The organism is Acidobacteriota bacterium (assembly GCA_016716905.1).
GTDB lineage: Bacteria > Acidobacteriota > Vicinamibacteria > Vicinamibacterales > SCN-69-37 > SYFT01.
Genome location: JADJUS010000004.1, coordinates 136,990 through 163,771, shown reverse-complemented (window position 1 = coordinate 163,771; position 26,782 = coordinate 136,990). Strand labels below are relative to the sequence as shown.

The 26,782-nt window shown below is 65.0% G+C and carries 28 protein-coding genes; 13 read left to right on the top strand and 15 right to left on the bottom strand.

The annotated features are described in order from the left end of the window. Window positions 1-5 precede the first annotated feature (5 nt). From sufB to IPL75_04550, 10 genes are all read right to left on the bottom strand, one after another. Window positions 6-1,448, bottom strand: coding sequence for a Fe-S cluster assembly protein SufB (gene sufB, locus IPL75_04595; GenBank protein MBK9239540.1), 1,443 nt, complete (start codon window positions 1,446-1,448; stop codon window positions 6-8). 77 nt (window positions 1,449-1,525) lie between these two features. Then, window positions 1,526-1,852 carry an iron-sulfur cluster assembly accessory protein gene (locus tag IPL75_04590; protein MBK9239539.1) on the bottom strand — a complete coding sequence of 109 codons (327 nt, stop codon included), beginning with the start codon at window positions 1,850-1,852 and terminating at the stop codon, window positions 1,526-1,528. Next, window positions 1,849-2,313, bottom strand: a complete 465-nt coding sequence (locus IPL75_04585) for an Rrf2 family transcriptional regulator (GenBank protein ID MBK9239538.1) — start codon at window positions 2,311-2,313, stop codon at window positions 1,849-1,851. The genes IPL75_04590 and IPL75_04585 overlap by 4 nt, the downstream gene beginning before the upstream one ends. Before the next feature lie 94 nt (window positions 2,314-2,407). After that, window positions 2,408-3,514, bottom strand: coding sequence for a molybdopterin-synthase adenylyltransferase MoeB (gene moeB / locus IPL75_04580; protein ID MBK9239537.1), 1,107 nt, complete (start codon window positions 3,512-3,514; stop codon window positions 2,408-2,410). A gap of 169 nt (window positions 3,515-3,683) precedes the next feature. Beyond that, window positions 3,684-3,872 carry a DUF2892 domain-containing protein gene (locus IPL75_04575; protein ID MBK9239536.1) on the bottom strand — a complete coding sequence of 63 codons (189 nt, stop codon included), beginning with the start codon at window positions 3,870-3,872 and terminating at the stop codon, window positions 3,684-3,686. A gap of 21 nt (window positions 3,873-3,893) precedes the next feature. Further along, window positions 3,894-4,316, bottom strand: a complete 423-nt coding sequence (locus tag IPL75_04570; protein MBK9239535.1) for a universal stress protein — start codon at window positions 4,314-4,316, stop codon at window positions 3,894-3,896. Next, on the bottom strand, window positions 4,277-4,597 hold the full coding sequence (locus IPL75_04565) for a universal stress protein (GenBank protein MBK9239534.1): 321 nt from the start codon (window positions 4,595-4,597) through the stop codon (window positions 4,277-4,279). The genes IPL75_04570 and IPL75_04565 overlap by 40 nt, the downstream gene beginning before the upstream one ends. Beyond that, the gene (locus tag IPL75_04560; GenBank protein MBK9239533.1) at window positions 4,594-7,785 is read right to left on the bottom strand and encodes an efflux RND transporter permease subunit; all 3,192 of its coding nucleotides are present in this window, start codon (window positions 7,783-7,785) and stop codon (window positions 4,594-4,596) included. The genes IPL75_04565 and IPL75_04560 overlap by 4 nt, the downstream gene beginning before the upstream one ends. Continuing rightward, window positions 7,782-8,954: an efflux RND transporter periplasmic adaptor subunit gene (locus IPL75_04555; GenBank protein MBK9239532.1), complete on the bottom strand. Its 1,173-nt coding sequence runs from the start codon at window positions 8,952-8,954 to the stop codon at window positions 7,782-7,784. Before IPL75_04555 ends, IPL75_04560 begins: the two co-directional genes overlap by 4 nt. Window positions 8,955-8,980: 26 nt before the next feature. Next, entirely contained in the window at window positions 8,981-10,309 is a 1,329-nt protein-coding gene (locus IPL75_04550) for a TolC family protein (GenBank protein ID MBK9239531.1), read from the bottom strand. Between the two features lie 55 nt (window positions 10,310-10,364). Between IPL75_04550 and IPL75_04545 the strand changes: the two genes are divergently transcribed. Further along, the gene (locus tag IPL75_04545; GenBank protein ID MBK9239530.1) at window positions 10,365-11,006 is read left to right on the top strand and encodes an RNA polymerase sigma factor; all 642 of its coding nucleotides are present in this window, start codon (window positions 10,365-10,367) and stop codon (window positions 11,004-11,006) included. After that, complete coding sequence (locus IPL75_04540; protein MBK9239529.1) at window positions 11,003-11,278, top strand: zf-HC2 domain-containing protein; 276 nt, start codon at window positions 11,003-11,005, stop codon at window positions 11,276-11,278. Before IPL75_04545 ends, IPL75_04540 begins: the two co-directional genes overlap by 4 nt. Window positions 11,279-11,421: 143 nt before the next feature. Here IPL75_04540 and IPL75_04535 read toward each other — a convergent pair whose 3' ends face one another. After that, the gene (locus IPL75_04535) at window positions 11,422-12,567 is read right to left on the bottom strand and encodes a hypothetical protein (GenBank protein MBK9239528.1); all 1,146 of its coding nucleotides are present in this window, start codon (window positions 12,565-12,567) and stop codon (window positions 11,422-11,424) included. 22 nt (window positions 12,568-12,589) lie between these two features. On the opposite strand from IPL75_04535, the gene IPL75_04530 reads away from it, so the two are divergent. After that, window positions 12,590-13,834: a DNA recombination protein RmuC gene (locus IPL75_04530; protein ID MBK9239527.1), complete on the top strand. Its 1,245-nt coding sequence runs from the start codon at window positions 12,590-12,592 to the stop codon at window positions 13,832-13,834. Here the strand turns inward: IPL75_04530 and IPL75_04525 are convergent. After that, window positions 13,827-14,570, bottom strand: a complete 744-nt coding sequence (locus IPL75_04525) for an SIMPL domain-containing protein (GenBank protein MBK9239526.1) — start codon at window positions 14,568-14,570, stop codon at window positions 13,827-13,829. The two genes, IPL75_04530 and IPL75_04525, sit on opposite strands and share 8 nt — an antisense overlap. A 32-nt stretch (window positions 14,571-14,602) precedes the next feature. Here IPL75_04525 and IPL75_04520 point away from each other — a divergent pair, with 32 nt between their 5' ends. The 3 genes from IPL75_04520 to IPL75_04510 are packed head-to-tail and all read left to right on the top strand — an operon-like array spanning window position 14,603 to window position 17,363. After that, on the top strand, window positions 14,603-15,673 hold the full coding sequence (locus tag IPL75_04520; GenBank protein MBK9239525.1) for a homoserine dehydrogenase: 1,071 nt from the start codon (window positions 14,603-14,605) through the stop codon (window positions 15,671-15,673). Further along, the gene (locus IPL75_04515; GenBank protein MBK9239524.1) at window positions 15,670-16,917 is read left to right on the top strand and encodes a CoA transferase; all 1,248 of its coding nucleotides are present in this window, start codon (window positions 15,670-15,672) and stop codon (window positions 16,915-16,917) included. The genes IPL75_04520 and IPL75_04515 overlap by 4 nt, the downstream gene beginning before the upstream one ends. Before the next feature lie 14 nt (window positions 16,918-16,931). After that, window positions 16,932-17,363 carry a hypothetical protein gene (locus IPL75_04510; protein ID MBK9239523.1) on the top strand — a complete coding sequence of 144 codons (432 nt, stop codon included), beginning with the start codon at window positions 16,932-16,934 and terminating at the stop codon, window positions 17,361-17,363. On the opposite strand, the gene IPL75_04505 is transcribed toward IPL75_04510, so the two are convergent. Next, on the bottom strand, window positions 17,303-18,052 hold the full coding sequence (locus tag IPL75_04505; GenBank protein MBK9239522.1) for a ubiquinone/menaquinone biosynthesis methyltransferase: 750 nt from the start codon (window positions 18,050-18,052) through the stop codon (window positions 17,303-17,305). The two genes, IPL75_04510 and IPL75_04505, sit on opposite strands and share 61 nt — an antisense overlap. A gap of 28 nt (window positions 18,053-18,080) precedes the next feature. Between IPL75_04505 and IPL75_04500 the strand changes: the two genes are divergently transcribed. The 4 genes from IPL75_04500 (at window position 18,081) to IPL75_04485 (ending at window position 22,052) form a co-directional block, all read left to right on the top strand. Beyond that, on the top strand, window positions 18,081-18,749 hold the full coding sequence (locus IPL75_04500) for a metal-dependent transcriptional regulator (GenBank protein ID MBK9239521.1): 669 nt from the start codon (window positions 18,081-18,083) through the stop codon (window positions 18,747-18,749). 113 nt (window positions 18,750-18,862) lie between these two features. After that, a complete protein-coding gene (locus IPL75_04495; protein ID MBK9239520.1) occupies window positions 18,863-19,864 on the top strand; it encodes a metal-dependent transcriptional regulator in 1,002 nt (333 codons plus the stop codon). Further along, a complete protein-coding gene (locus tag IPL75_04490; GenBank protein ID MBK9239519.1) occupies window positions 19,861-20,676 on the top strand; it encodes a 50S ribosome-binding GTPase in 816 nt (271 codons plus the stop codon). Before IPL75_04495 ends, IPL75_04490 begins: the two co-directional genes overlap by 4 nt. Beyond that, window positions 20,676-22,052: a ferrous iron transporter B gene (locus IPL75_04485; protein ID MBK9239518.1), complete on the top strand. Its 1,377-nt coding sequence runs from the start codon at window positions 20,676-20,678 to the stop codon at window positions 22,050-22,052. Before IPL75_04490 ends, IPL75_04485 begins: the two co-directional genes overlap by 1 nt. Here the strand turns inward: IPL75_04485 and IPL75_04480 are convergent. Further along, a complete protein-coding gene (locus tag IPL75_04480) occupies window positions 22,042-22,452 on the bottom strand; it encodes a 6-carboxytetrahydropterin synthase (GenBank protein MBK9239517.1) in 411 nt (136 codons plus the stop codon). The genes IPL75_04485 and IPL75_04480 overlap by 11 nt on opposite strands. A 25-nt stretch (window positions 22,453-22,477) precedes the next feature. On the opposite strand from IPL75_04480, the gene IPL75_04475 reads away from it, so the two are divergent. The 3 genes from IPL75_04475 to IPL75_04465 are packed head-to-tail and all read left to right on the top strand — an operon-like array spanning window position 22,478 to window position 25,843. After that, window positions 22,478-23,113: a 7-cyano-7-deazaguanine synthase gene (locus IPL75_04475; GenBank protein ID MBK9239516.1), complete on the top strand. Its 636-nt coding sequence runs from the start codon at window positions 22,478-22,480 to the stop codon at window positions 23,111-23,113. Between the two features lie 19 nt (window positions 23,114-23,132). After that, the gene (locus IPL75_04470) at window positions 23,133-23,903 is read left to right on the top strand and encodes a hypothetical protein (protein MBK9239515.1); all 771 of its coding nucleotides are present in this window, start codon (window positions 23,133-23,135) and stop codon (window positions 23,901-23,903) included. After that, window positions 23,894-25,843: a prolipoprotein diacylglyceryl transferase gene (locus IPL75_04465; GenBank protein MBK9239514.1), complete on the top strand. Its 1,950-nt coding sequence runs from the start codon at window positions 23,894-23,896 to the stop codon at window positions 25,841-25,843. The genes IPL75_04470 and IPL75_04465 overlap by 10 nt, the downstream gene beginning before the upstream one ends. Before the next feature lie 43 nt (window positions 25,844-25,886). Here IPL75_04465 and IPL75_04460 read toward each other — a convergent pair whose 3' ends face one another. Next, window positions 25,887-26,777: a DUF4097 family beta strand repeat protein gene (locus tag IPL75_04460; protein ID MBK9239513.1), complete on the bottom strand. Its 891-nt coding sequence runs from the start codon at window positions 26,775-26,777 to the stop codon at window positions 25,887-25,889. Between the last annotated feature and the right edge of the window lie 5 nt (window positions 26,778-26,782).

Genomic DNA, 26,782 nt, shown 5'->3' with positions numbered 1-26,782 from the left:
CATCTTTAACCGACGCTTCCTTCCAGGCTGATTGAGAGAAGTTTCTGGGCTTCCACGGCGAACTCCATCGGGAGCTCGCGGAAGACCTCTTTGCAGAAGCCGCTGACGATCATGTTCACGGCGTCTTCAGTGGCGATGCCGCGCTGGCGGCAGTAAAAAATCTGGTCTTCGCCGATTTTTGACGTCGACGCTTCGTGTTCGACCATCGCGGTGGAGTTTTTGATCTCCAGGTACGGAAACGTGTGCGCCCCGCACTTGTCGCCGATGAGCAGCGAATCGCACTGCGAGTAATTACGCGCGCCATGCGCGTTCTTGCCGATCTTCACGGCGCCGCGATAGGTGTTCTGGCCGAAGCCGGCCGAGATGCCCTTCGACACAATCGTGCTGCGGGTGTTCTTCCCGAGATGGATCATCTTCGTGCCGGTATCGGCCTGTTGACGGTTGTTCGTGGTGGCCACCGAATAGAACTCGCCCACCGAGTTGTCGCCCTGCAGGATGCAGCTCGGGTACTTCCACGTAATCGCCGACCCCGTCTCCACCTGCGTCCAGGTGATCTTCGAGTCGGTCATCGCACGGCCGCGCTTGGTGACGAAGTTGTAGATGCCGCCTTTGCCGTCCTTGTCGCCCGGGTACCAGTTCTGGATGGTGGAGTACTTGATCGTCGCCCGATCGAGCGCGACCAATTCCACGACGGCCGCGTGCAGTTGGTGCTCATCGCGCATCGGCGCCGTGCAGCCCTCGAGGTAGCTGACCTGGGATCCCTCGTCGGCAATGATCAGGGTGCGTTCAAACTGTCCCGTGTTTTTCGCGTTGATGCGGAAGTACGTGGAGAGCTCCATCGGGCACTTCACGCCCTTGGGGATATACACGAACGACCCGTCGCTGAAGACCGCGGAGTTGAGCGTGGCAAAGAAGTTGTCGGTGTAGGGGACCACCGAACCGAGATACTGCTTGACCAGGTCGGGGTGATCTTTCACGGCCTCCGAGAACGAGCAGAAGATGACGCCCATCTCGCCAAGCTTCGCGCGGAAGGTGGTGGCCACCGAGACGCTGTCGAACACGGCGTCCACAGCGACGTTCGCGAGCATCTTCTGCTCTTCGATCGGAATGCCCAATTTTTCGAACGTCCGGCGCACTTCGGGATCAAGTTCGTCCAGGCTGGCCAACTGCGGCTTGGCTTTGGGTGCCGAGTAATAGCTGATGCCGTAGTAGTCGATCGGCTCGATGTGCAGGTTGTGCCACGCCGGCTCGGTCATCTTCTGCCAGGCGCGGAACGACTTCAGGCGGAACTCGAGCATCCACGCCGGCTCATCCTTCTTCGCCGATATGGCGCGGACGACGTCCTCGTTGAGGCCGGGGGGGAAGGTGTCGGATTCGAGAATGGTCTCGAAGCCGTACTTGTACTCGCGGGTCGCGAGTTGTTCGATGGTTTCTTCTTGCGTGGACATTTGTGGATCCTTGGGAGGCCGGGGCTTCAGCCCCGGCGTGACGCCGGGCCTAAAGGCCCGGCCTCCGTACCGTCACATCAGGCGACACTAAAAGACGTCCCGCACCCGCACGTCTGTTTGGCGTTCGGGTTCTGGAACACAAAACCGCGGCTGACCAGGCTCGTGTCGTAATCGAGCGTGGTGCCGTCAAGCAGGCGATGGCTGCGCGGATCCACCCACACCTTCACGCCTTCGGGTCCATCGAACACGAGGTCGGCTGGCGTCGGCGCGGCTTCCCACTCAAACACATATTCGAAGCCGGAACAGCCGCCGGCCTTGATGCCGACACGCAGGCCGGTCGCGCCTTCGTGCCTGGCCAGCAGCTTGTGCATCTGCGTGGCGGCGATTGGGGTCACGGCAATCATGGTCGTTTCACCATCTGCATTGGCATCACTCCGGTGGGAAGCGGCAGAGGCGTCGGCATTTCCATCGCGAGTTCGGCGACCGACGTGGCGGCCAGCGCGGCAATGATGCGGTCCTTGATGCGCCACAGCGGATCGCGGATGTTGCACTTCGAGTACTGGTCGCAGCTATGGTCTTCTTCAGAACACGCAGTGACCATTAACGGACCATCGACCGCCTGAATGACATCTGCCACCGACATGGCCGAGGCGGCACGTGCCAGGGCATATCCGCCGCGAATCCCCTGCTGCGATTCGAGCAGCCGGCCTCGCACGAGCTTCTGGAGCACCTTGGCCAGCAATTCAGGCGGAATATCGTAGGTTTCTGCCAATTCCCTCGCCGAAACCGCTCCCCGATCGGCATTGGCGGCCAGGTGTCTCACCGCCAGAAGCGCGTAGTCAGTTTTTTTTGAGAGCCGTAACATTGCGGGGCCTTTTTACTGCGAGGCCGGATATGTCCGACCGAACTAGTCCATCTTAGAAGTACCGGCGGGTTGTTGCAAGCCGTCGAGGGCGCCGCTACGAATACCCCGCCATTCGCCACGCGTGAATGCCCCCGGCCAGATTGACCGCCTCAAAGCCCTTCTGTCTGAGGGCAGCGGTCACCCGGGCGCTGCGGGCCCCGGACTGACACTGCACCACCACCGTCCGGTCTCTTGGCAGGGCGTCAAGTTGCTGCATGACCGCGCCCATGGGAATGAGGACGGCGCCTTCGATGTGGGCCGACGCGTGTTCGAACGGCTCCCGCACGTCCAGCAACATGTGCGGGTGACCCGACTCGCGCCACTGATGCAGTTCGTCAACAGTCATTTCGTCTTTCATTTCAGCGGTCTCCGATGGTCCACACACCTGATCGTAAGCGACAAGCGTGCCGATTGTTGGCGCATCGCCGCACACCGGACATTCCGGGTCGCGCGGCAGGGTGATGGTGCGGAATGTCATGCGCAGCGCGTCGTACAGCAGCAGGCGTCCGGCCAGCGACTCACCCATGCCGGTGACGAGTTTGATGGCCTCAGTGGCCTGCACAGTGCCAATGATGCCCGGCAGGACGCCCAGCACCCCTGCTTCGGCGCAATTCGGAATCAGGCCGTCCGGGGGCGGCTCGGGGTGCAGACAGCGGTAACAGGGCCCGCCCGGGGCCGCGAACACGGCGGCTTGTCCTTCGAACCTGAAGACGCTGCCGTAGACGTTTGGCGTGCCGCTCATCACGCACGCGTCGTTGACCAGGTACCGGGTCGGAAAATTGTCTGTGCCGTCCAGCACCACATCGTACGCGTCCACCAGCGCGCGGGCGTTCGAGACGCCAAACGGAACTTCGTGCTGTTCAAGGACGACATCGGGGTTGACCGAACGGATCTTCGCGGCCGCTGATGCGAGCTTGGAGCGGCCGATGTCCCCAGTGCCATGAATAATCTGCCGGTGCAGGTTGGACTCGTCCACCACATCGAAGTCCACCAGACCGAGCGTGCCGACACCCGCCGCAGCCAGGTACAACGCCGCCGGTGACCCCAGACCGCCCAGGCCGATGATGAGGACTCGCGCATCGAGCAATCGCTGCTGCCCCTGTCGCCCGAGTTCCGGCAGCAACAAGTGCCGCGCATACCGAACCGCGTCAGCCGAGGGCATCTACTGATGGTAAGGGGGACGGGTGTGATTTCCACAGAAACCCGCGAAATGGGGACAGGTCTCGCGACCAAACGACCTCAGAGGTCGGTTTCCTCTGGTCTCTTGAAACCGACCTCTGAGGTCGTTTTGCTTCCGAGACCTGTCCCCATTTCGCGGGTTTCTGTGGAAATCACACCCGTCCCCTTACCTTCCTCAATATGGACATCATCGGGCACCAGCCGGTGAGGGCTGATTGGAACAGGTTCGCGCCCACGAACAGGGTGAACCAGAAGAAGCGGGCGTCCACATACATGCCGAGCAGGACGCTCGCCATCACGAACGCACCGGCAATCAATCGCAACATTGCTTCAATCGTCATCAACCACTCCTGCCTCAGAGGCTACGCCTCGGGAACGAACAACACCGGCCCCACGCCGGATCGAATCAACGGCTCACCGACCGTGGTGCGCCACACGCGGTCATGCACGCGGGGCTCGGCCACCACCACCATCGAGACATCGGCAAACATGTCGGACGCCGGCACCGTATCGTGGCGACGATCGGTGGCTGTCGCACCCAACGCCACCGCCAGCTTCTGCGCCAGCTCCCAGGCCGCATCCCCTCGCAGTCCGGGCGCGGCATACACGGCGAGTCGTGCGAGCGCCGGCGAATCGCCACCATGCACCACCAGCACCGGCACGGCGGTGTCACGCAGCACGCGCTCGGCCACTGAACCCAACCACCACAATCGTGGACCCGTGCGCCCGTGCGTGCCCATCACGATCAGGTCGGCACCGTCGGCGTGGCGCTCGATGGCCTCCACAGGGGACGCATCTCAATGACGGCGGTAAATGGGGCGCGCGTGTGTTTTCTGCCGAAGACCTCAAGAAATCTCTGAGCCTGCGCCTGACGATGCCGGCGCTCCGCCGCCATCGTCTCAATCTGCTCCTTGGTGAAATACACCGGCGCTTCAAGCGCCTCCGCGTGCAACAGCACCAGGTGTCCGCCACAACCCTGCGCCATGGCCCCGGCCAGGGTGATTGCCGCCGACGACGCCTCACCGAAGTCGACGGGCACGAGAATCTGCTTCAGCGTCGCAGTCATGCCGGCACCCCTTCTTCAATCGCCGGCGCATTCGCCGCACCCCGGCGATTCGCCATCGCGAAGTACACCACCGGCACCGTCATCCGCGAAAGCAGCAGCGACGCCACCTCTCCCGCCATCAGCGAAATAGCCAATCCCTGGAAGATCGGGTCGGCCAGAATCACGGCGGAACCGACAATGACTGCTGCGGCCGTCAGCGCCATCGGACGGAACCGCACCGCGCCGGCATCAATGACGGCCTCGGCCAGCGGCATGCCATCGCTGACACGCAGTTCGATGAAGTCCACCAGAATGATCGAGTTCCGCACGACGATGCCTGCGCCGGCGATAAAACCAATCATCGACGTCGCGGTAAAAAACGCGCCGCCCATCGCGTGCGCGGGCAGGATGCCTACGAGCGAAAACGGAATCGCCATCATGATGGTCAGCGGCGTGGTGAACGACTGGAACCAGCCAACCACCAGGATGTAGATCAGCACCAGAACCGCGGCAAACGCGATCCCGAGGTCGCGGAACACCTCATACGTGATGTGCCACTCGCCGTCCCATTTCATCGCATACCGCCCGCTGTCGAATGGCGGTGCCGTATTGAAGATCTGCAGTGGCGCGCCGGCGGGGTCCTTCACGGCCTGCAGAGACTCGTTCATCTGCAGGATCGCGTAGACCGGGCTCTCAACTGCGCCCGCGACATCACCCGTCACATAGGTCACCGGCAACAGGTTCTTGTGATAAATGCTCGGCGCTTCCACGCTGGTGACCGCATGCGTGAGCTCTCCGACCGAGACCGGTGTCACGCCCTGCAGGCGGATACCCGACAGCGCCTCGATCGACCCGCGCTGCGCCTTTGGCAGACGCAGCATCACCGGCACGGCTTCTCGCGCGCGCGGGTCATGGAGCAACCCTGCCGGCGCACCGGCGCCCGCCATGCGCACGACCGATGCCACGTGTTCGGCCGCCAGACCGCTGAGCGCGGCACGATCGGGATCCACGGTGAGCTCCACTTTGGGCCGGTCCGTCTCCACATACCAGTCCACATCCACCACGCCGGTTGCCTGCGTAAAGACGTCGCGTACCTGCTTCGCCATCGCCTGTCGCGTGTCGCCGTCTGGGCCGTACACCTCGGCCACCAACGTCTGCAGCACCGGCGGGCCGGGCGGGACCTCCACCACCTGAATCGTGGCGCCGAGCGGCGCGGCCACCGGGATCAAACGCTCGCGCAGACGCGTCGCGATGGCATGACTCTGTTCGTCGCGGTCGTCCAGCGGCCGCAACTGCACCTGCACATCCGCGAGGTTCGGCGCCTGGCGCAGGAAATAGTGCCGCACCAATCCGTTGAACGTGTAGGGAGACGACGTGCCCACGTAACTCTGCGCGCCCAGCACCGCGGGGTCGCGCAACGCCTCTTCCGCCAGCGCTTCAGCCGCGCGGGCCGTCGTCTCAAGCGGCGCAGCATCGGGCATGCGGACAATGATCTGCAGTTCGCTCTTGTTGTCGAACGGCAGCATCTTGACCTTGACCAGGCCGAGCGGCACAAGCGCAACGGCGCCCAGGAGCATGACGGCAACACCCGACAGGAAGACCCACCGCGTGCGCGCGCTGTTGATCAGGCGCGACATCACGCGCCGGTAGATCTGGGTCAGCCGATCCTCTGATTCATCGTGATGACCGGCATGCGCGCCCAGCAGCCTCACCGCGGCCCAGGGCGTGACGATGAAGGCCACGACGAGCGAGAACAGCATCGCGGCCGTGGCGCCCACGGGAATGGGCCGCATGTAAGGGCCCATCAACCCGCCGACGAAGGCCATCGGCAGGATGGCCGCCACCACCGTCAGCGTCGCCAGGATGGTCGGATTGCCGACCTCATCCACCGCACGCACCACGATTGCATCAAGCACATCCTTCGCCCGCGACAGCCTCGCATGCCGCACGATGTTCTCCACCACCACAATCGCGTCGTCTACCAGGATGCCAATCGAGAAGATGAGCGCGAAGAGCGTGATGCGGTTGAGGGTGTAGCCGTAGAGATAAAAGACGAACAACGTCAGCGCCAGCGTGACGGGAATGGCCGTGAGCACCACCAGGGATTCACGCCGGCCGAGCGCCCACCACATGAGGGCCGCCACTGAGAGGACGGCCAGCAGCATGTGCCACAGCAGTTCGTTGGACTTGTGCGCGGCGGTATCGCCATAGTCGCGGGTCACCGTCACGTTCAAGTCATTGGGCAGCAGCTGCCCGCGGACGGTTTCCACTTTCTGGCTCAGGAGCCGCGTGAGCGCGATCGCGTTTGTGCCTTTCCGCTTTGCGATCGAAAGCGTCACGGCCGGGTGTGACTCGGTGGCGCTGGCATGGAACGCCACGTAGTGATCCGGTTCGCCGCCCGCATCGGTGACGCGCGCCACGTCGCCAAGCCGGACGGGCACACCGTTGGGCGCACCGACGACAAGATCGCGGAGGGCCGACACCGTGCCCGGCCAGCTGCCGGCCTCGACCAATGTCGACGAGTTGGCACCCACCACACGGGCGCCTTCGAGGCGCACATTCGCCTGGACCAGCGCCTGCTGCACGCGCAGCGGATCAAGTCCGCGCGCCTCAAGCGCGGGCGGATCGAGTTCGACCGTGACCTGCCGCGGCTGTCCGCCGAGGATGGTGATTTCCGAGGTATCGGGCACCTCCTTGAGGACATCCCGCAACTGGGCGGCCAGCAGACGCAGTTGCGCGGCGTCGTAACCGGCGCCCCACAACGTCAGCGCCATCACCGGCACGTCGTCAATCGAGCGAAGCTGCACGAGCGGCGCCGAACTCTCGGCGGGCAGCAGACCGGCGGAGGCCGCGAGTTTCTGATTCAGACGGACGAGCGCGCGCTCCTCGTCTTCGCCCACGAGAAACCGTGCGATCAACATGGCGCGACCGGGGCTCGACGTTGAGTAGAGATACTCGAGGCCCGGCACTTCCCAGAGCCGCTGTTCGAGCGGACGGGTGACGCGCTGTTCCACTTCGGCCGGCGATGCGCCCGGCAGATTCACGAAGACGTCAATCATCGGCACGATGATCTGTGGCTCTTCCTCACGCGGCAGCGCGACCACCGCGTAGATGCCGAGCAGGATCGACGACACGATCACGAGCGGTGTCAGCTTCGAGCGGATGAACAGCGAGGCGAATCGCCCCGCGATGCCAATCGGATGGCTCATGACTGTGCTCCTCGCGGCGCGGTGGTTACGCGCACCTTGGCGCCATCGAGCAGACTCTGCGCGGGCCGGAGCACCACGCGATCGCCAGGGGCCAGGCCAGCCAGGACTTCGATTCGGCCGGAGGCGGTGTCGCCAAGGGACACCGACCGCAGGCGCGCATGGTCATCGGCCCCCACCACGTACACGAACGTCAGCTGGCCACGAGTCACCATCGCTTCGGCGGCCACCGTGAGCCGTTCCTCTGCGGGACCGGCGAAGCGCGCACGTCCGAAGAGACCCGACCTCCAGGCGGTGTTGGGATCCAGATCCACTGTCACCAGGAAGCTGTGTGATGACGGGTCCACGCGCGCAATCTCGCTGATGCGCCCGGACACCCACGCGTCTGCCGCGCTGCCATCCACTCGCACATTCGCAGTCTGCCCGACGGCCAGTCCGGCCACGCGCGAGGCATCCACGCGCACATCCATCTGCCAGGCGCCGGAGGCTTCAACCACAAGCAGGGGTTGTCCCGGCGTGGCCATGGACCCAGGGTCCGCGTGACGCGCCGCAACCGTGCCGTCAAGGGGAGATGTCAGCACGCTCCACGTCTGCGCGATGGCGGCGGCGCGAGACGCTGCGTCGGCGGCCTCGATGGATTGACTCGTGGCTTCTGCCTGCGCGGCGGTCATCGCCAGCCTTGCCTCGGCCTGGCGAAGCGCAGCGGTCGCCTGATCGAGTTCCTGCGTGGTGGCCGAGCGCGCGGCGTGCAGGCCGGCGATGCGTGTGTGAGTGGCACGGGCGAGCGCCACGCCCGCCTCGGCAGCTTCACGATCGGAGGCAACGACGCGTGCGTTGGCGCGGGCGCCTTCAAGGCCGGCCCTCGCGCGAGCCGCCTGCGCGCTCACTTCAGCGGCGTCGAGTTCGACCAACGGCTGTCCTCGACGGACCCGTTCGCCGGGGCGCACAAGGACCCGCACGATGGGGGCCATGACCCGGCTGGAGATTTCTGCGGTGTGACGCGACACGAGCACGCCGCCCGCCTCGAAGGAGGCGGACATCGGCGTCGGCTCCACGCGGTCCACCGCCACCTCCAACGCATCCGCGGAAGGGGCCGGCGCGGGGTCTGATGAAGAACCGCAGGCGGCGGCGCCCAAAGACAGAGTCAGGGTCACCAGCCAGGCACGTGTCATCACAGGAAACCTCTTTGTGGTCATGGTCAATTCCGCGAAGTGCGTCCAACGGCGCGCTGCAGTTCAGCGCCCGCGACGAGGGCATCAACAGCCGCAGCGACGCGGCGGGATTCGGCGTCGAGCGTGGCCGAAGCTGCCGCGAGCACATCGGTCATGGATGCGAGGCCGGCTTCGTAACGGTTACGCACCACACGGGCGCGTTCCTCAGATTGCGTGACCGCAGCAGCACCCACGGCAGTCCGCGCGATCGCGGATTCGAGTTGCCGCACCGCGGTCAACACTTCCACCTGAACGGCGGCGCGCTGGTCATCTCGTTGTGCAACCGCCGACGCGCGCGCGGCTGATGCGGCACGCTGTCGAGCGGCGTCTGCGCCTGATAATGAAAGCGTCCAGCGTGCTTCCCCGCCAATCACCCACGAGCTGGCGCGTTCACCTGCCCGCACGCCGTTCCATTCGATACCGGCTTGCGCGAAGACCTGAGGCCACCACACGGCGCCGGCTTGTCTCGCGCCCGCATCTGCCGCGCGCACCTGGGCGTCCGCTCGCTTGAGTTCCGGCCGGGCGGATGCAGCCTCTTCGAAGAGGGACGCCAGTGCCCCCACGCCGACCGGCGGCGGAAGGTCTTCGACCGCGTCAAACGTCTCCTCAATCGGCGCGCCCATCAGCCGGTTCAACTGGGCCCGCGCCGAGGCAAGGTCCGCATCGGTCTGCAATCGCCTTTGACGCATCTCAGCAAGATGGACGGAAACGGCGAGCACATCCGCATCGGTGGCGGCACCGGCGTCGCGGCGTCGTTCGGCCCGGGTCAGGTCTTCCACTGCTGCAGCGATAGCGGCGTCGGTGGCTCGCGCGTGACTCTGTCCAGAAAGGATCTGGCCGTAGACCCGTGTCACAGCCAATACGGCGTGCGCGATGGCGCTATCCGCTTCCGCCCGGGCAGCGTCCCGCAGCGCGCTTGCGCCGGCAACAGCGCCTGGCGTGCGGCCACCATCGAACACGAGTTGGCCCACACCAAGTCGCGTGGTGAACAGATTGGTCGCGCCAGGCGCATTGAGGCGTGACACCGCGAAGTCGGCAGCGGTGAACTGACGAGCCGCCAGCAGCGCGCCGAATGCAAACACGGGCTGATCTGACCGCTGCCAGGCTTCCGTGGCCGTGAGTCGGGGCCACCACGCGCTGCGGGACACCGTAACCTCGGCCTCAGCGCGGTCCGCCTGTGCCCGTGCGGCCTGAAGACCAGGATTCCTGGTCGTGGCCGCCGAGACCGCATCCGCCAGCGACAAGCGGGTCTGCGCCGCGCTGGTCGCCGGCCAGACGGCCATCAACAGAAGAACGATCGAGAGGGGTCGAGCCATCAGCCCATAGATGCAGAAGCGCAGGAAAAGGTGACACAGCTACAATTCAAGACGCGTGTCTGTCACCAAGATCGGAAATCCGCATCTTTCTCACCAGGGACCGGACTCGAATCCGACCAACGTCTATGCGGATCTGGTTCGGCTGGCCTCGGCCGGCGACAACGCGGCGATGGAACAACTCCTGATCCGGGCCCAGGAAGTGGCGTATCGCTTTTCGCTACTGGTGTGCGGACATCCGCAAGATGCGGAGGACGTGATGCAGGACGCGCTGATCAAGACCTATAAGCACGTGGGCAGCATCAAGGACCCGACGGCGTTTCGTGCGTGGCTGTTCAGGACCGTTCGCAACACGTGCCTGATGAAGCGACGGAAGCGTGTGGATGAGCCGACACGGGTCGAATCGCTCGATGCTCCTGCCCCGGTCGGACCAGACGGCGGTTCTGTGTCGCGCGACGTGGCGTCGGCAGGGATGGGTCCGGACGATCTCGCCATGAACGCGTGGCTGGGAACGCGTCTGCGACGCGCGCTGGCCACGCTGCCTCCGGCCTACCGGATGATTGTGCTGCTGCGTGAAATGGAGGGGCTTTCGACGCGTGAAGTGGCGAAGGTCAGCGGAATGAGTGAAGACAACGTCAAGACCCGCTTGCACCGCGCGCGAGTCATGCTGCGCGAGGCGCTCGCTGGACAGGAAGCATGATGACGGCTGAAGTGCACGTGACCTGTGACACGCTCCTGGAGCAGATTTCGTCGTACCTCGACGACGAGCTGCCCGACGCCACCTGTGCGGCCATTGAGCAGCATGCCGCGTCGTGTCCGGTGTGCGGTCGCATCCTGACCGACTTCAGAACCACCACCGGCCTCTGCCGCACTGCGGCCAACGTCCCTCTCCCCGACGACGTTCGCATCCGCGCCAGAGACAGGGTGCGCGAATTGCTAGGGGGACGGGTGTGTTTTCCACAGAAACGCTAGAAATGGGGACAGGTCTTAGAAACGACCTCAGAGGTCGTTTTCATGGATCGTGTTGAAAACGACCTCTGAGGTCGTTTTTGAGACCTGTCCCCATTTCGGCCGTTTCTGTGGAAAACACACCCGTCCCCCTCAAAGATCCCCCGCTAGAACAGTCGCCACAGCGATGTGGCAGGGTTCGAAAACTTGAAGCGGGCGTAGGCGGTGCACGCCGGATAGAGAACGGCGATCACGGCGGCCCACACCAGATACATCACGGCAAATGACGTGCCCGACGGGAACGCCCAGCTGAGAGCGCCAAACGCCCAGAGGTGTGCGAGGTAGAAGAAGAACGGCACACGGCCGTAGACCTCTAGAGGAGCCAGCCAGCGCGACGTCCACTTCGAGAGCACCGCGAGAATCGCCAGATCCAGCCCGAGCATGAGCGCCAGAAACGCCTCGGTCGGCGGGTACTTCGTGACGCTCAACCAGCCCATCACACCCTCGGCAGGCGTATGCACCTCACCCAGACCTGCAAGTCGCATCACGACAAAAGCACCCACGCCGACCAGCGCCGCAGCGGCTGCCACCGCACCTACACGCTGTGGCTCTCGCTGAAACACCCGGCCAAGTGCGACCCCAACGCCGGCCGGCACGAGCCAGATCACCCACGGATACATGTTCTGAACAATGCCACCCTGGCCGGGGACGAAGAGCAACAACTTCCAGACGGGGATGGCCTGGGACGCTTGTGCGATGTCCGGCAGCATCACGCGGCTCAGCCAGAACGCGGCGCAGCCAACCGCACCAATCGCCCACATCGGCAACCGCCAGCAGATCCCCCAGAAGATCAACGCGACGCCCAGGGCACTCAACACCGCCAGCCCCACCATGATGTTGCCAGGCACACCGGGCAACCCGGGCTGCCCGGCATCAACCGCGGGGTCCATTGACACCAGGCCCATCACCCACGCCGGGTTCTCAAGCACGTGCTGCACCAGCAGCAACATGGCACCGCGCGTGACAAAGAACCGCGTGATGCGGGCGCCGGACCATCCCGCCGCGCGCCGGCTCTCGGCAAACCACACCAGGCCGATTCCCATCAGCATGAAAAAGCCTGGCGCGCACAGGTGTGTGAGCCATCGCGTGAGGAACGCCGGCACGTCGGCGTAATAGGGCGGCGGGGCCGCCCAGGTCTCTGCCGGATGCACGCGCGCAATGAAAAAGGCGGCGTGATCGATCGCCATCAGGACCATAATCAGTCCTCGAAGGCGATCGAATGCCGTGACTCGCGCTGTGACCGGGGCTGTCACGCGGAGAGCATAAAACAGTTTCATGACCCAGAACCTGCTGTTCCTCGTCGTCGGCGCCGCGCTCGGCGCGGCCGCGGCCGCCATCTGGTTCCTCATCGGACGACAGCGTTTGTCGGCCGATATGGCCCGCCTGGCGGCTGAACTCGACGCCTCGCGACGCTCAGCCGAGGAGCAGCGGCAAGCCGCGGCCGAAACCCAGTCGCGCTTGCGTGAATCGTTCGCGGCCCTTTCGCAGGATGCGCTCCGTGAGAATCGCACCGAGTTCGTCCAGCGAGCCGAGGCGCTGCTGCAGCCCATGCGCGAAACCCTCGGACGAGTCCAGACGCAGGTGGCGTCCGCCGATCGCGAGCGCGAAGGTTCCTTCAAGGCGGTCGCCTCGCAACTAAGCGGCCTCGCGTTGTCGCAGGAACACTTGCGCAAAACCACCGAAGGGCTCTCGCAGGCCCTGCGCTCACCCAACGCGCGCGGCAAGTGGGGCGAGGTGCAACTGCGCCGCGTGGTGGAAATGTCGGGCATGCTGGCGCACTGCGACTTCGAGGAGCAGCCCCAGGCCACCACCCACACCGGCGCGCGGTTGACGCCCGACATGATCGTCCGACTCCCCGGCGGCGCCAGCATCGTCATCGACTCGAAGGTGCCCATCGACGCCTACCTGCGAGCCTCGACCGCCCGCGATGATGCGGAGCGGGATGTGCAGTTGGACGCCCACGCGCGCCAGGTGCGCGAACATGTGCGGTCGCTCGGCAGCAAGGAGTATTGGGCGCAGTTCCAGCCGTCGCCGGAGTTTGTGGTGATGTTCCTGCCAATCGAGCCGCTGCTGGCCGCCGCCTTCGAGCGCGATGCAACACTGCTGGAGTTTTCGTCCACCATGCGCGTGGTGCCGGCCACGCCGATGACCCTGGTCGCGGTGCTGCGCGCGGTGGCGTACGGCTGGAAGCAGCAGCAACTGGCCGTCAACGCGGAAGAGATTCAGCAACTGGGCCGCGAACTCTACGACCGGCTGGCCACCATGGTGGACCACCTCGACAAGGTGGGGTATGGCATCAAGCAGGCCGCCGACAGCTACGACCGCTTCATCGGATCGTTGGAGCAGAAGGTGCTGCCGGGCGCCAGGCGTTTCAAGGATCTCGGCGTGAGTTCCACCAAAGAACTCGAAGCGCCCGATCCTCTGCACCTCTCGATGCGTCGCGTGCAGAAGGGCGAACTCACGCTGCTCGACCTTGGCAGCGACGAGGAAGACGACACGAGCCGGACGCGGCCTATTTGATTTCGACGGTCACCGTCACCTGCGCGCGAATCTCGATGTCCGACGGCGAGATGGGCGTTGGCATCGGAGCATCGGCGCCGACTCGCGACTCCGCCATCATGAACTGCTCCTGCGGAAACTTCATCTGGCCTGCGGCGCCGGCCTCTTCGATGCGCAGAGTGCGGCCAACGGACATGCCCGCGCCTGCGGCCATCGCCTTGGCGCGCGCCACGGCATCCTCCACGGCAAATCGAAGGGCATCGCGCTGGACGCCGGCACGGTTCTTCAGGTCAAATCGCAGCCCGCCGACCGTCAGCGTTGAAGACGCCGGCAACGTCAGCCCGCCAACCGCGTCCAGTACGTCGGCCACTTTCGAGATGTCGTCGATCCGCACCTGGACCTGATTCGACATGATCATCCCCTTCGTGCGCTGACGACCGTTCGTGTACTCGTACTCCGGATGCAATGAGACGCCAATCGTCTGAACGGCATCACCCTCCAGGCCGGCCTTCCTCAGCGTGGCCATGACCGTCGTCATCGCGGCTGCGCCCAGGCGGCGCGCTTCGGCCCCGCGCGAATCCCGCGTCTCGAGCGACACCGTGGCCCAGGCCTGATCGGGCGCCACCTTGATGCGGTGCTCGCCGGTGGCCACAACCACAGATGGCGGCGGTGCGACCGGTTGCGCCAGCACCGGCGTGGCTCCTGCGAGGACGACGGCGAACGACAAGGCAAGCAACGTACGGGCTGTATTTCGCATGGTGATGGAATCCTCTATACACTTTACGCCGATTGCGTATCGCGCTGGCACTCATCGGGTTCGGTCATGTCGGCCGGAGGTTTGCGCTGCTTCTGCAGGAACTGAAACCGGCGCTCGACGCCCGAGGCATTGAAGTCACGATTGTGGGAATCGCGACTGGTCGTCACGGCGCAGTATTCGACAAAACGGGCCTCGACGCCGTACAAGCGGCGCAACAGGTGGCCGGCGGCGGCCTGGTTGGGCCAGGCGCGGCATCGCGTTCGGCACTTGACCTCATCCACCAGCTTGCTTCCCTCGACACCGAGGCCCGCGTAGTGGTTGAGACGACACCTCTGGACGTGCAGTCTGGAGAACCGGCGATCTCGCACATCCGTGCCGCGTTTGCCTCGGGCGCGCACGTGATCAGCGCGAACAAAGGCCCCGTGGCACATGCCTATCGCGCGCTCGCCGGCGAGGCCCGCAAGGCGGGGCTGCAGTTCCTCTTCGAAGGTGCGGTCATGGACGGCATCCCGGTATTCAATCTGGTTCGCGAGACGATGCCGGGTGTGGTGATCGGCTCGTTTCGCGGCGTTGTGAACAGCACCACCAACCACATTCTCACGGCGATGGAACGCGGCGAAGCCTTCGACACGGCGCTCGCCCGCATGCAGGCCGAAGGCGTGGCAGAAGCCGATGCGTCGCTGGATGTGGACGGTTGGGACGCGGCCGCGAAAGTGGCGGCGCTGGCCAATGTGTGGATGGATGCCGGCATCACGCCGCGTGATGTGGAGCGCGAAGGCATTTCGGCGGCCGACGCACCGCGCGTGTTGGCCGCCGTGGCCGAGGGCCGTCGGGTGAAACTGGTGGGCCGGGCCACGCGGACGGACCAGGGCGTGCGTGCGAGTGTGCAACTGGAGACGCTCGACGTGAGTGATCCGCTCGGGAGCCTTGAAGGACAGGCCAACGCTCTGGAGATCGACACGGATATCCTGGGGCGCGTGGTGATCACACAGCGGGATGGTGGACTTGAGAAGACGGCGTATGCGCTGTTTGTGGATTTGGTGACGGTGGCGGAAGGCGTCCGAAACGACCTCAGAGGTCGTTTTCGGAAGGGAACACCATGAAAACGACCTCTGAGGTCGTTTCGGCCGAAGCCGATCCACGCACGGGCCCGCTCGCCGGCGTCACCATCCTCGACCTCACGCGCGTGCTGTCGGGTCCGTACTGCACCATGCTCGCCGCCGACATGGGCGCGCGCGTCATCAAGATCGAGCACCCGCGCCGCGGCGACGACACCCGCGCGTGGGGTCCGCCGTTTCTTGAAGGCGAGAGTTCGTATTACCTGAGTGTCAACCGCAACAAAGAGAGTGTGGCGCTCGACTACACCACGCTCGAAGGCCGCGTCGTGCTGGACGAGCTCATCGCTCGCGCCGACGTCATCGTCGAAAATTTCCGGCCCGGCACTCTTGACGATCGTGGCCTGGGTTACGACGCGGTGTCGGCCAAATACCCTGGACTGATCTATGTGTCCATCTCTGGCTTCGGGCACACCGGGCCACGCCGCGAGGAAGCGGGCTACGACGCAGTGATTCAGGCCGAAGGCGGATTGATGAGTGTGACCGGCGCGCCCGATGGCCCAGCCGTGCGCCTGGGTGTGGCGATCGCCGACATCGCGGCCGGCATGTTCGCGTTTCAGGGCATGCTGCTCGCGATGATCGCCAAGGGGCGGACGGGCCGCGGCCAGCACGTGGACATCAGCCTGCTGGATTCGTGCGCCGCGCTGCTGACCTATCAGGCCGGGCGGTACCTCGCCACCGGCGCATCGCCCAGTCGCCTCGGCAACAAACACGCGGCCATCGCGCCGTACAACACCTTTGTCACCGCCGACGGCGTGCTGGTGCTTGCCGTGGGCAACGACGACCAGTTCCAGCGCTTCTGCCTTGTCGCCGGACTTCCTGAAGCGGCAGCCGATCCCAGGTTCGCCACCAACACCGGACGTGTCGAACACATCGACGAGCTTGAGATCGTCGTCAATCGTGTGCTGGCGACTGACACCGCCGCGGAATGGACCACGCGCCTTCGCGAGGCCGGCGTTCCCTGCGGGGCCGTGCGTTCGGTGGGAGAAGCCCTCAGGGATCCCCAGATCCTGGCTCGCGCCATGGTCGAATCCGTCGTCCATCCCTCCATCGGTCCCCTGGAGGTGCTTGGCGTGCCGGTCAAATTGTCGGAAACGGGTGGATCCGTGCGCACGCCGCCGCCGCGTCTGGGTGAACACACGGCCGCCGTGCTCGAAGGCGACCTCGGGTACGCGCGCGAACGAATTGCCGCCCTGGCCGCATCCGGCGCGGTGGGCGTGCTGCGAACGTAGTACGCTGAAGGGCTATGGAAGTCGCCGAACTCCGCCAGCAGATCCTCCGTGAAATTGAACGCGCCCAGCGGGCGGCCGTTGAACGCCGCCAAAGCGGAGACGCGGCGCACGGCGCCTACGCCAAGTTCATCGTCGAGGTCGCCGGGCCCCTGGTGGTGCAGACCGTCCAGATTCTGCGGGCCGAACGGTTGCCATTTCAGGCGCAGACACCTGCGGACTCCGCGCGAATCGCTTCCGAGTCGTCTGCGGATGACTTCATCGAGTTCGTGCTCGACACAAGCGTGCGGCCACCCAGGGTCATGGGTCGCTCGAGCGCCACCGTAGGACGCCGCAACGTGGTGGTGGAGGAAGTCGCAATCGCGCCGGGCAAAGCGATTGGCGATCTTCAGGACGCCGACTTACTGCCGTTCCTCATCCCTGCGATCGGCCGCTTGGCCGCCAGATGAATCGCCATCAGGCCACCTAGCACCGGCACCACCCGCACGTCAGCAAATCCTGCGTCTTCCATGAGACGGGCCACGCCCGCCGCGCCGGGATATCGCCTGATCGACGCCGGAATGTAGCGATAGGTGTCGGGGTCGCGATGCAGCAGCCATCCGAGGGCAGAACCGACGACCGTGAGGTACGCCAGGTACGGGCCGCGGACGATCGCGGATTCGGGCCGATTGAAATCGAGCGATGCCAGGCGCCCGTTGTCATCCAACACGCGGTACACCTCAGACAGAGCGAGCTTCAGATCCGGGACGTTCCGCAAGCCGTAGCCAGTGGTGATCACGTCGACCGAGCTGTCGGGCAGCGGCAACGCGGTCATGTCGCCGGCGACCCAGCGAATGCCGGCATTCGCCGGCTTGGCGCGCGCGAGGACGAGCATGGCCGGTGTGACGTCGAGCCCGGTAACAGCGGCCCCACGCGCGGCTAACCGCTGAGCGAGGTCGCCAGTGCCACACGCCAGATCGAGGGCGCGTGAACCTGCGCGGGCGCCAGTTGCCTCCACCAGGCGCGCCTTCCATCTTTGGTCGAGGCCGAACGAGAGGACACGGGTGATCAGGTCGTAACGCCCGGCGATGGTCGCAAACAGGCGCCGCACATAGCGCCGCTTGTCTTCAGGAGAATCAAACGCGCGCTCCAGCGTCACCTGGCCATTGTGGCCGATAATAGGGCCTATGCTTCCGTCACAAACGGTGGAGAACTACCTCAAGACCATCCACCTTGCGCAGGCCGCCCAAACCAGTCCGGCACTGGTGCCCATGGGCCAACTGGCGTCGGCGCTGGGCGTCGTGCCCGGCACCGCGACAACGATGATGAAGGCGCTGGCGGAGTCAGGGCTCGTGCACTACGAGCCGTACATGGGCGTGCGACTGACGGACGCAGGAGAGAAGCTGGCGTCGCTCGTGCTGCGGCGCCACAGGCTGATCGAACTGTTCCTGGTGAAGGTGCTGGGGATGAGTTGGGCCGAAGTGCATGACGAAGCCGAGCGCCTCGAGCATGCCGTGTCGGAACAGTTGATCGATCGGATCGACGAGATGCTCGGCCGTCCCGAAGTGGACCCACATGGCGACCCCATTCCCAATGCGGAAGGCACCATCTCGCATCGCGAATCTGTGGACCTGCTGAACGCGCCGCTCGAAACCCCGTTGGTGATTACGCGCGTGATCGATCAGGACGCGGAGTTCCTGAGGTTCGTCGAGCAACGCGACCTCATGCCGGGCAGGTCTGTGGTGATCGAAGCTCGCGACTCGGCGGCCGACGCCGTCCGGTTGCGGTCAGACGCCGATCGCCACACCACGATCGGCACCCGCGCCGCGTCCAAGGTCCTCGTCCGCCCCAAATAAAAACGACCTCTGAGGTCGTTTATTTTTCCCCTCTGAAAAAAAGGAACGACCTCAGAGGTCGTTTTGTGTACATTTGTTTTGAGTGGTCAAAATCTGTATTATGGGTAATCGAAATGGGGCCGCTTGTCACAACTGTCGCGATTGGCGCCGCAATTCTGGCGCTCCTTCTGGCCATTTCCTGGGCGAGTCGGCGGCGAGCCCTGCAGAGCCGCCACCGGCTCGAAGACGCCCTGAAGCACCTGTTTGACCTGGAATACCGCGGCCGGCACGGGTCGCTCGCCTCCCTGACCGGGGCACTCCGGGTGCGCGACGGCGCGGCGCTGGACCTGGTCAAACGAATGCAGACCCAGGGCCTTCTCGTGGCGCGCGGCGCCGAGTTCGATCTCACCCCCGAAGGCGAACGCCTGGCGCTTCAGGTCATCCGGGCTCATCGCCTCCTGGAACGGTACTTCGCCGACGAGGCGCGCCTCCCGCTGCCAAAAGTCCATGCCGCGGCCGAACGCGGCGAACATCATCTGTCGCCGGACGCCGCCGATCGCCTCTCCGCCTCGCTCGGCCACCCGTCGGTCGATCCACACGGTGATCCGATTCCCACTCGCGAAGGTTTCGTGCCCCCGGCCTCGGGCACTCCGGCCACGGCCTGGCCCATCGATCGGCTCGCGCGTATCGTGCATCTTGAAGACGAGCCGCCGATCTCCTACGCCCAACTCGTTGCAGAGGGGATCGAAGTCGGGCAGCTGATTCGCATCATCGACTCCTCGCCCGAACGCATGGTCCTGACCGACGGCGAGAATGAATTTCGCCTGGCGCCCGCGGTGGCCGCCAACATCTTTCTGGAAAGCGCCCCGCAAACCCCCGCGCACTCGGGCGCGCTGCGACTGGCCGAGCTCTCCACCGGCCAGGTCGCTCACGTGCTTGGCCTGGACGATCGCTGCCAGGGCTACAGCCGGCGGCGCCTGATGGATCTGGGCTTCACCGAGGGCGCCACCATTCGCGCGGCGCTCACCACGTTTGCCGGCGATCCGCGCGCGTACGAAATTCGCGGCACCCTCATCGCGCTTCGACGCGAGCAGGCGTCGCAGGTGCTGGTGCAGCCGCTGGAGAAAGCGTCATGAGCGCCCACGATTGCGGCTCCTGCAGCATCAACGCCGAGCTGGCCCGCATGGGTGTGTCACTCGACAAGGTCGATCGTGTGGTTGCGCTCGCGGGCAACCCCAACACCGGCAAGTCCACGCTGTTCAATGCGCTGACCGGCCTCAAGCAGCACACCGGCAACTGGCCCGGCAAGACGGTCACACGAGCAGAAGGCGCGTTTGCGTTCGACAACGTGCGCTACAAGCTCGTGGATCTTCCGGGCACCTACTCGCTGCTCTCGGCCTCGCACGACGAGGAAATCGCCCGCGACTTCCTGCTCTTTGGTCACCCCGACGCCACCATCGTCGTCGTTGACGCCACGGCCATCGAACGCAACCTGAACCTCGTGCTGCAGGTGCTCGAGATCACGAGCCGCGTGGTGATCGCCGTGAACCTGATGGATGAAGCGAAGCGGAAGAACATTGAGGTGGACGTGCGCAGTCTCTCGCGCGACCTGGGTGTGCCGGCGGTGGGCATCACCGCACGCACCGGCGACGGCATCCATGGACTGCTCGAAGCGGTGGCGGGTGTTTCATCGGGCGACGTTCACACAGCGCCGCTCCGAATCAAGGGAACACCCGAGTTCCAGCGCGCCATCTCTGAACTCGTGCCGCTCATCGAATCGCTCGCACCCGGTGTGCCGAACGCACGCTGGATTGCCATTCGCCTGCTCGATGGCGATGCCGAAGTCGAACAAGCGCTTTCGTCGGGCCGCCTCGTGGAGTTGGTGGCCAGCCAGCAGGAAACGGCGCAGCGGTTCAGCGCAAAGATCTCGCTGCAGGGCACGCAGTAATGCCGAGCCCCAACGCCGCCGCCGTCCTGCAACGGGCCGCCGAACTGCGAGCCACGCTGACCGGCCAGTTCCGTGACGAAACCGTGAAGTCGATCTATGCGGAGGCCGAGCGCATCGCCGGCCGCGCGTCGCATCACGCCGGCACTGCGCGGTATGACTTCGACCAGCGCATCGATCGCATCGTCACGTCGCCGATCTTCGGCCTGCCGATCATGGCGCTGCTGCTGGCCATCGTGTTCTGGCTCACCGTGGCCGGGGCCAATGTGCCGTCGGCGATGCTGGCCTCCGGGTTCTTCTGGTTCGAGGATCAGGCCGCGACCGTCTTCACAAACTTCGGCGCTCCCTGGTGGGTCACCGGTTTCATCTGGCACGGCGTCTTCCGCGGGCTGGCGTGGGTGGTCAGCGTCATGCTGCCGCCGATGATGATCTTCTTCCCGCTGTTCACCATGCTGGAAGATCTCGGTTATCTCCCGCGGGTGGCATTTAACCTCGACTTCCTGTTTTCACGCGCCGGCGCTCACGGCAAACAGGCCCTGACGATGGCGATGGGATTCGGCTGTAATGCAGCCGGCATCATTTCGACGCGTGTAATTGACTCGCCGCGCGAACGCCTGGTGGCCATCCTCACGAACAACTTCGTGCCGTGTAATGGCCGATTCCCCACGCTGATTCTGCTGGCCACGATCTTCGTGGGGCCGCTGGTGCCTGACGCCGTGGCGTCGATCGCCGCGGCGGGCACCGTGGTCGGCGTGGTGCTCATCGGTGTCGTGGTCACCCTGGTGGTGTCCTGGGTGTTGTCGCGCACCGTGCTGAAGGGCCAGGCGTCGGCGTTTACGCTGGAGTTGCCGCCGTACCGCCGACCGGGCATCCTGCGGATCCTCTACACGTCGATCATCGATCGCACACTCTTCGTGTTGTGGCGCGCGGTCCTGACGGCGGCACCCGCCGGCGCCGTCATCTGGCTCCTGGCGAACATCTTCGTCGGAGACGTCAGCCTGGCCCGGCACATCTCAAACGCGCTGAATCCCCTCGGCCACGCCATTGGACTCGACGGCGTCATTCTGCTCGCGTACATCATTGCTATCCCCGCGAATGAGATCGTCGTGCCCACGTTGCTCATGGTGTATCTCGGCACCGGGATGATGACCGACGATGTGTCGCTTGAAGAGATCAAGCGGCTGCTGGTCACCGAACATGGCTGGACGCTGCTCACGGCGGTGAACCTGATGTTGTTCTCGCTGCTGCACAATCCGTGCGCGACCACGATCATCACGATGTACAAGGAAACGCTGAGCCTGAAGTGGACGGTGGTCGGCACGTTGCTGCCGCTGACCCTGGCGTTCCTTGTGACGTTTATCGTCGCGTCTATCTGGTAGCGGGCGCCCAGCTCGCGCACGAGCCTGGCGTTTCCCACAGGCGTACGGCAGAGACGTTGAAGCCCAGTTCTTTGACTTTTTCGAAAATCAGCTTCGCCAGGCGCTCAGCGGTCGGATTCGCATCGATCGTGTAGATGGGCTCGCCCTGCGCGCGCAACAAATCCACCAGCGGGTCGTCGTGCCGCAGGATCATCTTGTGATCAAGCTCGCGATCAATCCACGCCTTGACCACGCGCTTGATGTCGGAAAAATCCACGACCATGTCCAGATCGTTCAGCACCTCGGCGGTAATGTCGATTTCAACCATGGCATTGTGGCCATGCAGGTGCCGGCACACGCCCTCGTAGTTGAGCAGGCGGTGGCCGTAGCAAAAATCGAGGCGCTTCGTGACGGAGTACATTGGCTCAGTATTTCATGGTGAGGGGATGAGCGGTCGGTCGGCGGTCTTGTGGTCCGGGGGGCTCGACAGCACGGTGCTGCTGGCCGACGAGCTGTCGGCCGGACGCGCGGTGCAGCCCATTCACGTCCGGTGCGGGCTGGCGTGGGAGCCGGCTGAGGCGCGCACCATCGCCCGTCTCCTCGCCCTTGCGCCGCTGGCCGGCCGATCCGAGCCGGTCATCACGGTGGAGGTGAACGCGCTACAGCTCTACCCGGCCGACCATTGGGCGGTCGTGGGTCGCCCGCCCGCATTCGACTCGCCTGACGAGGACGTCTACCTCGAAGACCGGAACCGGCTGCTGATTTCGAACGCCGCCGTGGTGTGCAAAGAGCTCGGGATCACCCGTTTGCTGCTGGCGCCGCTCGCCGGCAACCCATTCCCCGACGCGACGTTGGAGTTTTTCGCGGAGATGACGGACGCCATGACGCGCGAACACCACCACTTCCTGGAGATCAGCGCGCCTTACCTGGCGCTTCGGAAAAGCGAGGTGGCACAGCGAGGATTGGAGTTCGGCGTGCCGCTGGACCTTACGTTGTCGTGCATGAACCCCACGCCAGATGATGGCCATTGTGGAGCGTGCAGCAAGTGCAGGGAGCGACAAGGAGCCCTGCGTCCCAGGTAAGAGCGTATGCTTGGGACAGGTGCGCTTCGCGCTTCGCAAGTGGTACTTGGACTGTGTCACCGCCGGGGGTGACGCGGCTATCGTCTACTCTGCGCGCGTGGGAGTGGGACCGGTCTCGCTGCCGTACTTCGAGATCATGAACGCTCCGGGCTCCCTGCCGCGCCCGGACCACCGACGTCTCTCCGCACGACCGAAGATCACCGCCGCGGGCCACGACCTCGAACTCGACGCGTCGCCATTGGGCGTCACGGGTCAATGGACCTCGCGATATCCCCCCATCACCATCTCGTTGCTCGACGATGAGCGCGGGAAGATTGTGTGGCGATGCCAGCAACCCGGCGGACGCGCGTCGCTGCGCCTGCCGAACGCCCAGATCCTCGCCGGCTTCGGCTACGCCGAAACACTGGAAATGACCGTGGCGCCCTGGGCGCTGCCCTTCAGCGAACTGCGATGGGGCAGGTTTGTCAGTGAGCGCCGGAGCGTCGTCTGGATCGACTGGCGCGGTGGACTCGACCGGCGCTGGGTATTCGCCGAAGGAGTTGCCGTGGACGCGAGCGTGGTGGAGCGTGACAGGGTGGCTTGGCCTGGCGCGACGCTGGAGATCGACCCCGGACGGGTCTGGCGCCATGGCCAGCTCGGGCAGACCGTGGCCGGTGTCTTTTCGTTCTGTGTGCCCCGCCGGGCCGCTCACGCAGTGGAGACGAAGTGGATTTCACCGGCAGTGCTCCGTAGCGATCGTGGCGCCGCGGAAACCGGGTGGGTCATTCATGAGGTGGTGCGATGGGGATAACGGGCACTCGCAGCATCGGCCGCATCCTCTACGGCCTGGCATTCACCGTCGCCTTGCCTGTGACGCTGGTGCTCTGGGCCCGCTCGCTCGATCGACAGTTCGATCTCCCGGCGTATCAGTCGATCACGGGTGGCGCGATCCTCACTGCGCTGGGCGTACTGATCTGGATCACCGGTGTCGTCCAGATTATCCGGCGGGGCCACGGCCTGCCGATGAACGCGTTTCCGCCCGCCAGGTTCGTGAGCTCAGGCATCTACCACGTCATCGCACATCCCATCTATTTTGGTTGGGTCGTGGCCTGCGCCGGAGTGTCATGGACCACCGGTTCGGCCTCGGGCTTGTGGATTGTGACTCCGGTCGTCGCTCTCGCCTGCGCGGCGCTTGTCTATGGTTTCGAGCGGCCAGACCTGCGGCGCCGGTTCGGCTCCGAGGCCGCATCGTTCAGACCATGGCTCAGCCTGCCCCCTGACGATGAGCGGCCGCCGACGTTCGCTGAGCGTTTTTCATTCATGTTCGTCGTCCTTGCACCGTGGCTCCTTGCATATACCGCGGTCAAGGAGCTCGGCGTGCCACCGGACGCTTTTGACATTCGCCTTGATGCGGAGAAGAACTGGCCAGTCCTCCTGTGGACCGTGCCCATCTACGTGAGCGCCTATCTGATGGTGCCCCTCGCGGCGTTCCTCGTGCCCACGCGAGCAGCGTTGCGGCGAATGGCGGAGCAAGCCGTGGCCGCCACTGTGGTGCTGTCGATCATCTACCTCACGGTGCCGGTCATCGCCCCGTTCCGGCCGTTCGATCCGGCTGGCCCGCTCGGCTGGGTGCTGGCCCTTGACCAGAAGTATGCGAATCCCCCCGTGGCGGCGTGGCCCGCGTTCCATGTGGTCTGGGCGGCGTTTGTTGCGGGCGCACTCTCGCGGCGATCGCGTGGCTGGGCCCTCGTGGGCTGGATCTGGGCCGCGGCTGTCGCCGTGAGTTGTGTGACAACAGGAATGCACGCGGTGGCCGACATTCCCGCTGCGATGGCGTTCGTCCTACTCCTCTGGCATCCAGTACGCGCGTGGCGCGCAACGCTCGATGCCGCAGAAAGGCTCGCCAACTCCTGGCACGCATGGCGTCTGGGGCCGATCCGCATCATCAACCACGGCATCTACCCTGGCCTGGCCGCTCTGGTGGGCGTCGGCGGGATGGTGGCGTTGGCCGGACCCGATGCGTGGCCGGGCGTGATGATGCTCGCGACGTTCGCTCTGGTCGGCGCCGCCTTGTGGGCGCAGTGGGCAGATGCGGCTACCACCGTGCAACGACCATTCGGTTACTACGGAGCGGTGGTTGGGGGCTGCCTCGGCACGATCGCGTCCGGCGCATTCGGCCAGCCGACGGCGATCATCCTCGCCGCTGCCGCCACCATGTCGCCCTGGATTCAGGCGCTTGGCCGCCTGCGCTGTCTCGTTCAAGGTTGCTGTCACGGCGCGCCGGTCGATCCCCGCTTCGGCATTCGGGTCGCGAACGAGCATTCCCGCGTGGTCTCGCTGTCGCACCTTTCAGGCCAGTCGATTCATCCCACACAGGTGTACTCGATAGCCGGCAACATCGCGATTGGTGTGCTCCTGCTGCGGCTCTGGAACCTGCAGGCGCCGATCTGGTTCATCTCTGGTGCGTATCTGGTCCTGGCCGGGCTAGCGCGGTTCGTGGAAGAGGGTCATCGCGGCGAGCCGCAGACCCGGCAGTGGCTCGGCATGCCGATCTACCAGGCCCTCTCTATCGCGAGTGTATTCGCCGGCATGGCCCTGACATCGCTCGGCGGACCATCCGCACCGCCACCCTCGACGCTCGCCGATGTGCGGCTGCTCTCGACCGCATTGGCAGCGGGCGTTGTGTACTGGTTCGCGATGGGCGTGGACTTCCCGGAATCCACGCGGAGGTTCGCCCGACTGTCTGGGTGATTCCGGACCCTGGACCCTGGACTCTGGACTCTGGACTCTGGACTCAATACTGCGTGAGCCGAATGGACCCGTCGCCCGTGCGAAGGACCATGGTCTTGCCGCCGGCGCCGAGGCGCCCACGCAGTGATCGCTGTTCGCGCGTCCCGCCCACTTGATCCTCGAGCTTGAGGTCTGAGCGCGCGCGGCTGTCGGAGCCGGGCTCGGCCTCGATGAGGCCGCTGAAGTCATCCGGCAGCTCTGCCGAGATGGACCCATCGTTGGTGGCCACCATCCAGTCTTCGGTCATCACCGCGCCGCGGCGGATTCTGAGAACGATGGAGCCGTCGCCCGAACGTGCGCGCACCACGCCGGGCACGCCAGAAACCCTGATCGTACCGTCCGTGGTGCGAGCCTCAACCCGGCCCTCAACATCTTCAAGCGTCAGCGATCCATCGCCCGACTCGGCCAACAGGTCCCCGGCCGTTTCGGTCGCCCGGATACTGCCGTCAGCGGTACGAAGCTGCAATTTGCCATCAATCCGCTCGACCACCACCGAGCCATCCGATGTTCTGATGTCGAGGTTGACCTTGCGGGGCGCACTCACGATCAAGCGCGCGCTCGGCGACGTGAATACGCCTATGCCCACAAACCGTGTGGTTCCTGAGTGACGCACATCGACCTGAATCTTCTGGCCCGTCTGCTCGGCCAGCACCGTGATCTTCGAGACGGCTTCCTTGTCCTCGGCCCGCATCTCGATCTCCACAAGCACCTCGGGGCGGTCCCAGCCCCGCACTTCCACGCCGCCGTCAAACGTCTGGAGCGTCAGTTCCGCAATGCCTTCAACGGCAAAACGTTTCTCCTCGCGGACGATGAACCCTTCTGTGTCGACGTTGATGCTGCAGGCAGAGAGGGATGTGGCGCAAAGCAGGAGTCCCGAGGCGGTGAGGGTGCGCATGGTTA

Excerpts from the sequence above, each read along its gene's own strand:
- IPL75_04465 (MBK9239514.1), top strand. The coding sequence starts at position 23,894 with ATGGGGATAACGGGCACTCGCAGCATCGGCCGCATCCTCTACGGCCTG.
- IPL75_04590 (MBK9239539.1), bottom strand. The coding sequence starts at position 1,852 with ATGATTGCCGTGACCCCAATCGCCGCCACGCAGATGCACAAGCTGCTG.
- IPL75_04550 (MBK9239531.1), bottom strand. The coding sequence starts at position 10,309 with ATGGCTCGACCCCTCTCGATCGTTCTTCTGTTGATGGCCGTCTGGCCG.
- moeB (MBK9239537.1), bottom strand. The coding sequence starts at position 3,514 with ATGCCCTCGGCTGACGCGGTTCGGTATGCGCGGCACTTGTTGCTGCCG.
- IPL75_04525 (MBK9239526.1), bottom strand. The coding sequence starts at position 14,570 with ATGCGAAATACAGCCCGTACGTTGCTTGCCTTGTCGTTCGCCGTCGTC.
- IPL75_04475 (MBK9239516.1), top strand. The coding sequence starts at position 22,478 with ATGAGCGGTCGGTCGGCGGTCTTGTGGTCCGGGGGGCTCGACAGCACG.
- IPL75_04500 (MBK9239521.1), top strand. The coding sequence starts at position 18,081 with ATGCTTCCGTCACAAACGGTGGAGAACTACCTCAAGACCATCCACCTT.
- IPL75_04460 (MBK9239513.1), bottom strand. The coding sequence starts at position 26,777 with ATGCGCACCCTCACCGCCTCGGGACTCCTGCTTTGCGCCACATCCCTC.
- sufB (MBK9239540.1), bottom strand. The coding sequence starts at position 1,448 with ATGTCCACGCAAGAAGAAACCATCGAACAACTCGCGACCCGCGAGTAC.
- IPL75_04495 (MBK9239520.1), top strand. The coding sequence starts at position 18,863 with ATGGGGCCGCTTGTCACAACTGTCGCGATTGGCGCCGCAATTCTGGCG.
- IPL75_04530 (MBK9239527.1), top strand. The coding sequence starts at position 12,590 with ATGACCCAGAACCTGCTGTTCCTCGTCGTCGGCGCCGCGCTCGGCGCG.
- IPL75_04510 (MBK9239523.1), top strand. The coding sequence starts at position 16,932 with ATGGAAGTCGCCGAACTCCGCCAGCAGATCCTCCGTGAAATTGAACGC.
- IPL75_04585 (MBK9239538.1), bottom strand. The coding sequence starts at position 2,313 with ATGTTACGGCTCTCAAAAAAAACTGACTACGCGCTTCTGGCGGTGAGA.
- IPL75_04565 (MBK9239534.1), bottom strand. The coding sequence starts at position 4,597 with ATGACTGCGACGCTGAAGCAGATTCTCGTGCCCGTCGACTTCGGTGAG.
- IPL75_04560 (MBK9239533.1), bottom strand. The coding sequence starts at position 7,785 with ATGAGCCATCCGATTGGCATCGCGGGGCGATTCGCCTCGCTGTTCATC.
- IPL75_04540 (MBK9239529.1), top strand. The coding sequence starts at position 11,003 with ATGATGACGGCTGAAGTGCACGTGACCTGTGACACGCTCCTGGAGCAG.
- IPL75_04485 (MBK9239518.1), top strand. The coding sequence starts at position 20,676 with ATGCCGAGCCCCAACGCCGCCGCCGTCCTGCAACGGGCCGCCGAACTG.
- IPL75_04490 (MBK9239519.1), top strand. The coding sequence starts at position 19,861 with ATGAGCGCCCACGATTGCGGCTCCTGCAGCATCAACGCCGAGCTGGCC.
- IPL75_04555 (MBK9239532.1), bottom strand. The coding sequence starts at position 8,954 with ATGACACGTGCCTGGCTGGTGACCCTGACTCTGTCTTTGGGCGCCGCC.
- IPL75_04480 (MBK9239517.1), bottom strand. The coding sequence starts at position 22,452 with ATGTACTCCGTCACGAAGCGCCTCGATTTTTGCTACGGCCACCGCCTG.
- IPL75_04515 (MBK9239524.1), top strand. The coding sequence starts at position 15,670 with ATGAAAACGACCTCTGAGGTCGTTTCGGCCGAAGCCGATCCACGCACG.
- IPL75_04575 (MBK9239536.1), bottom strand. The coding sequence starts at position 3,872 with ATGACGATTGAAGCAATGTTGCGATTGATTGCCGGTGCGTTCGTGATG.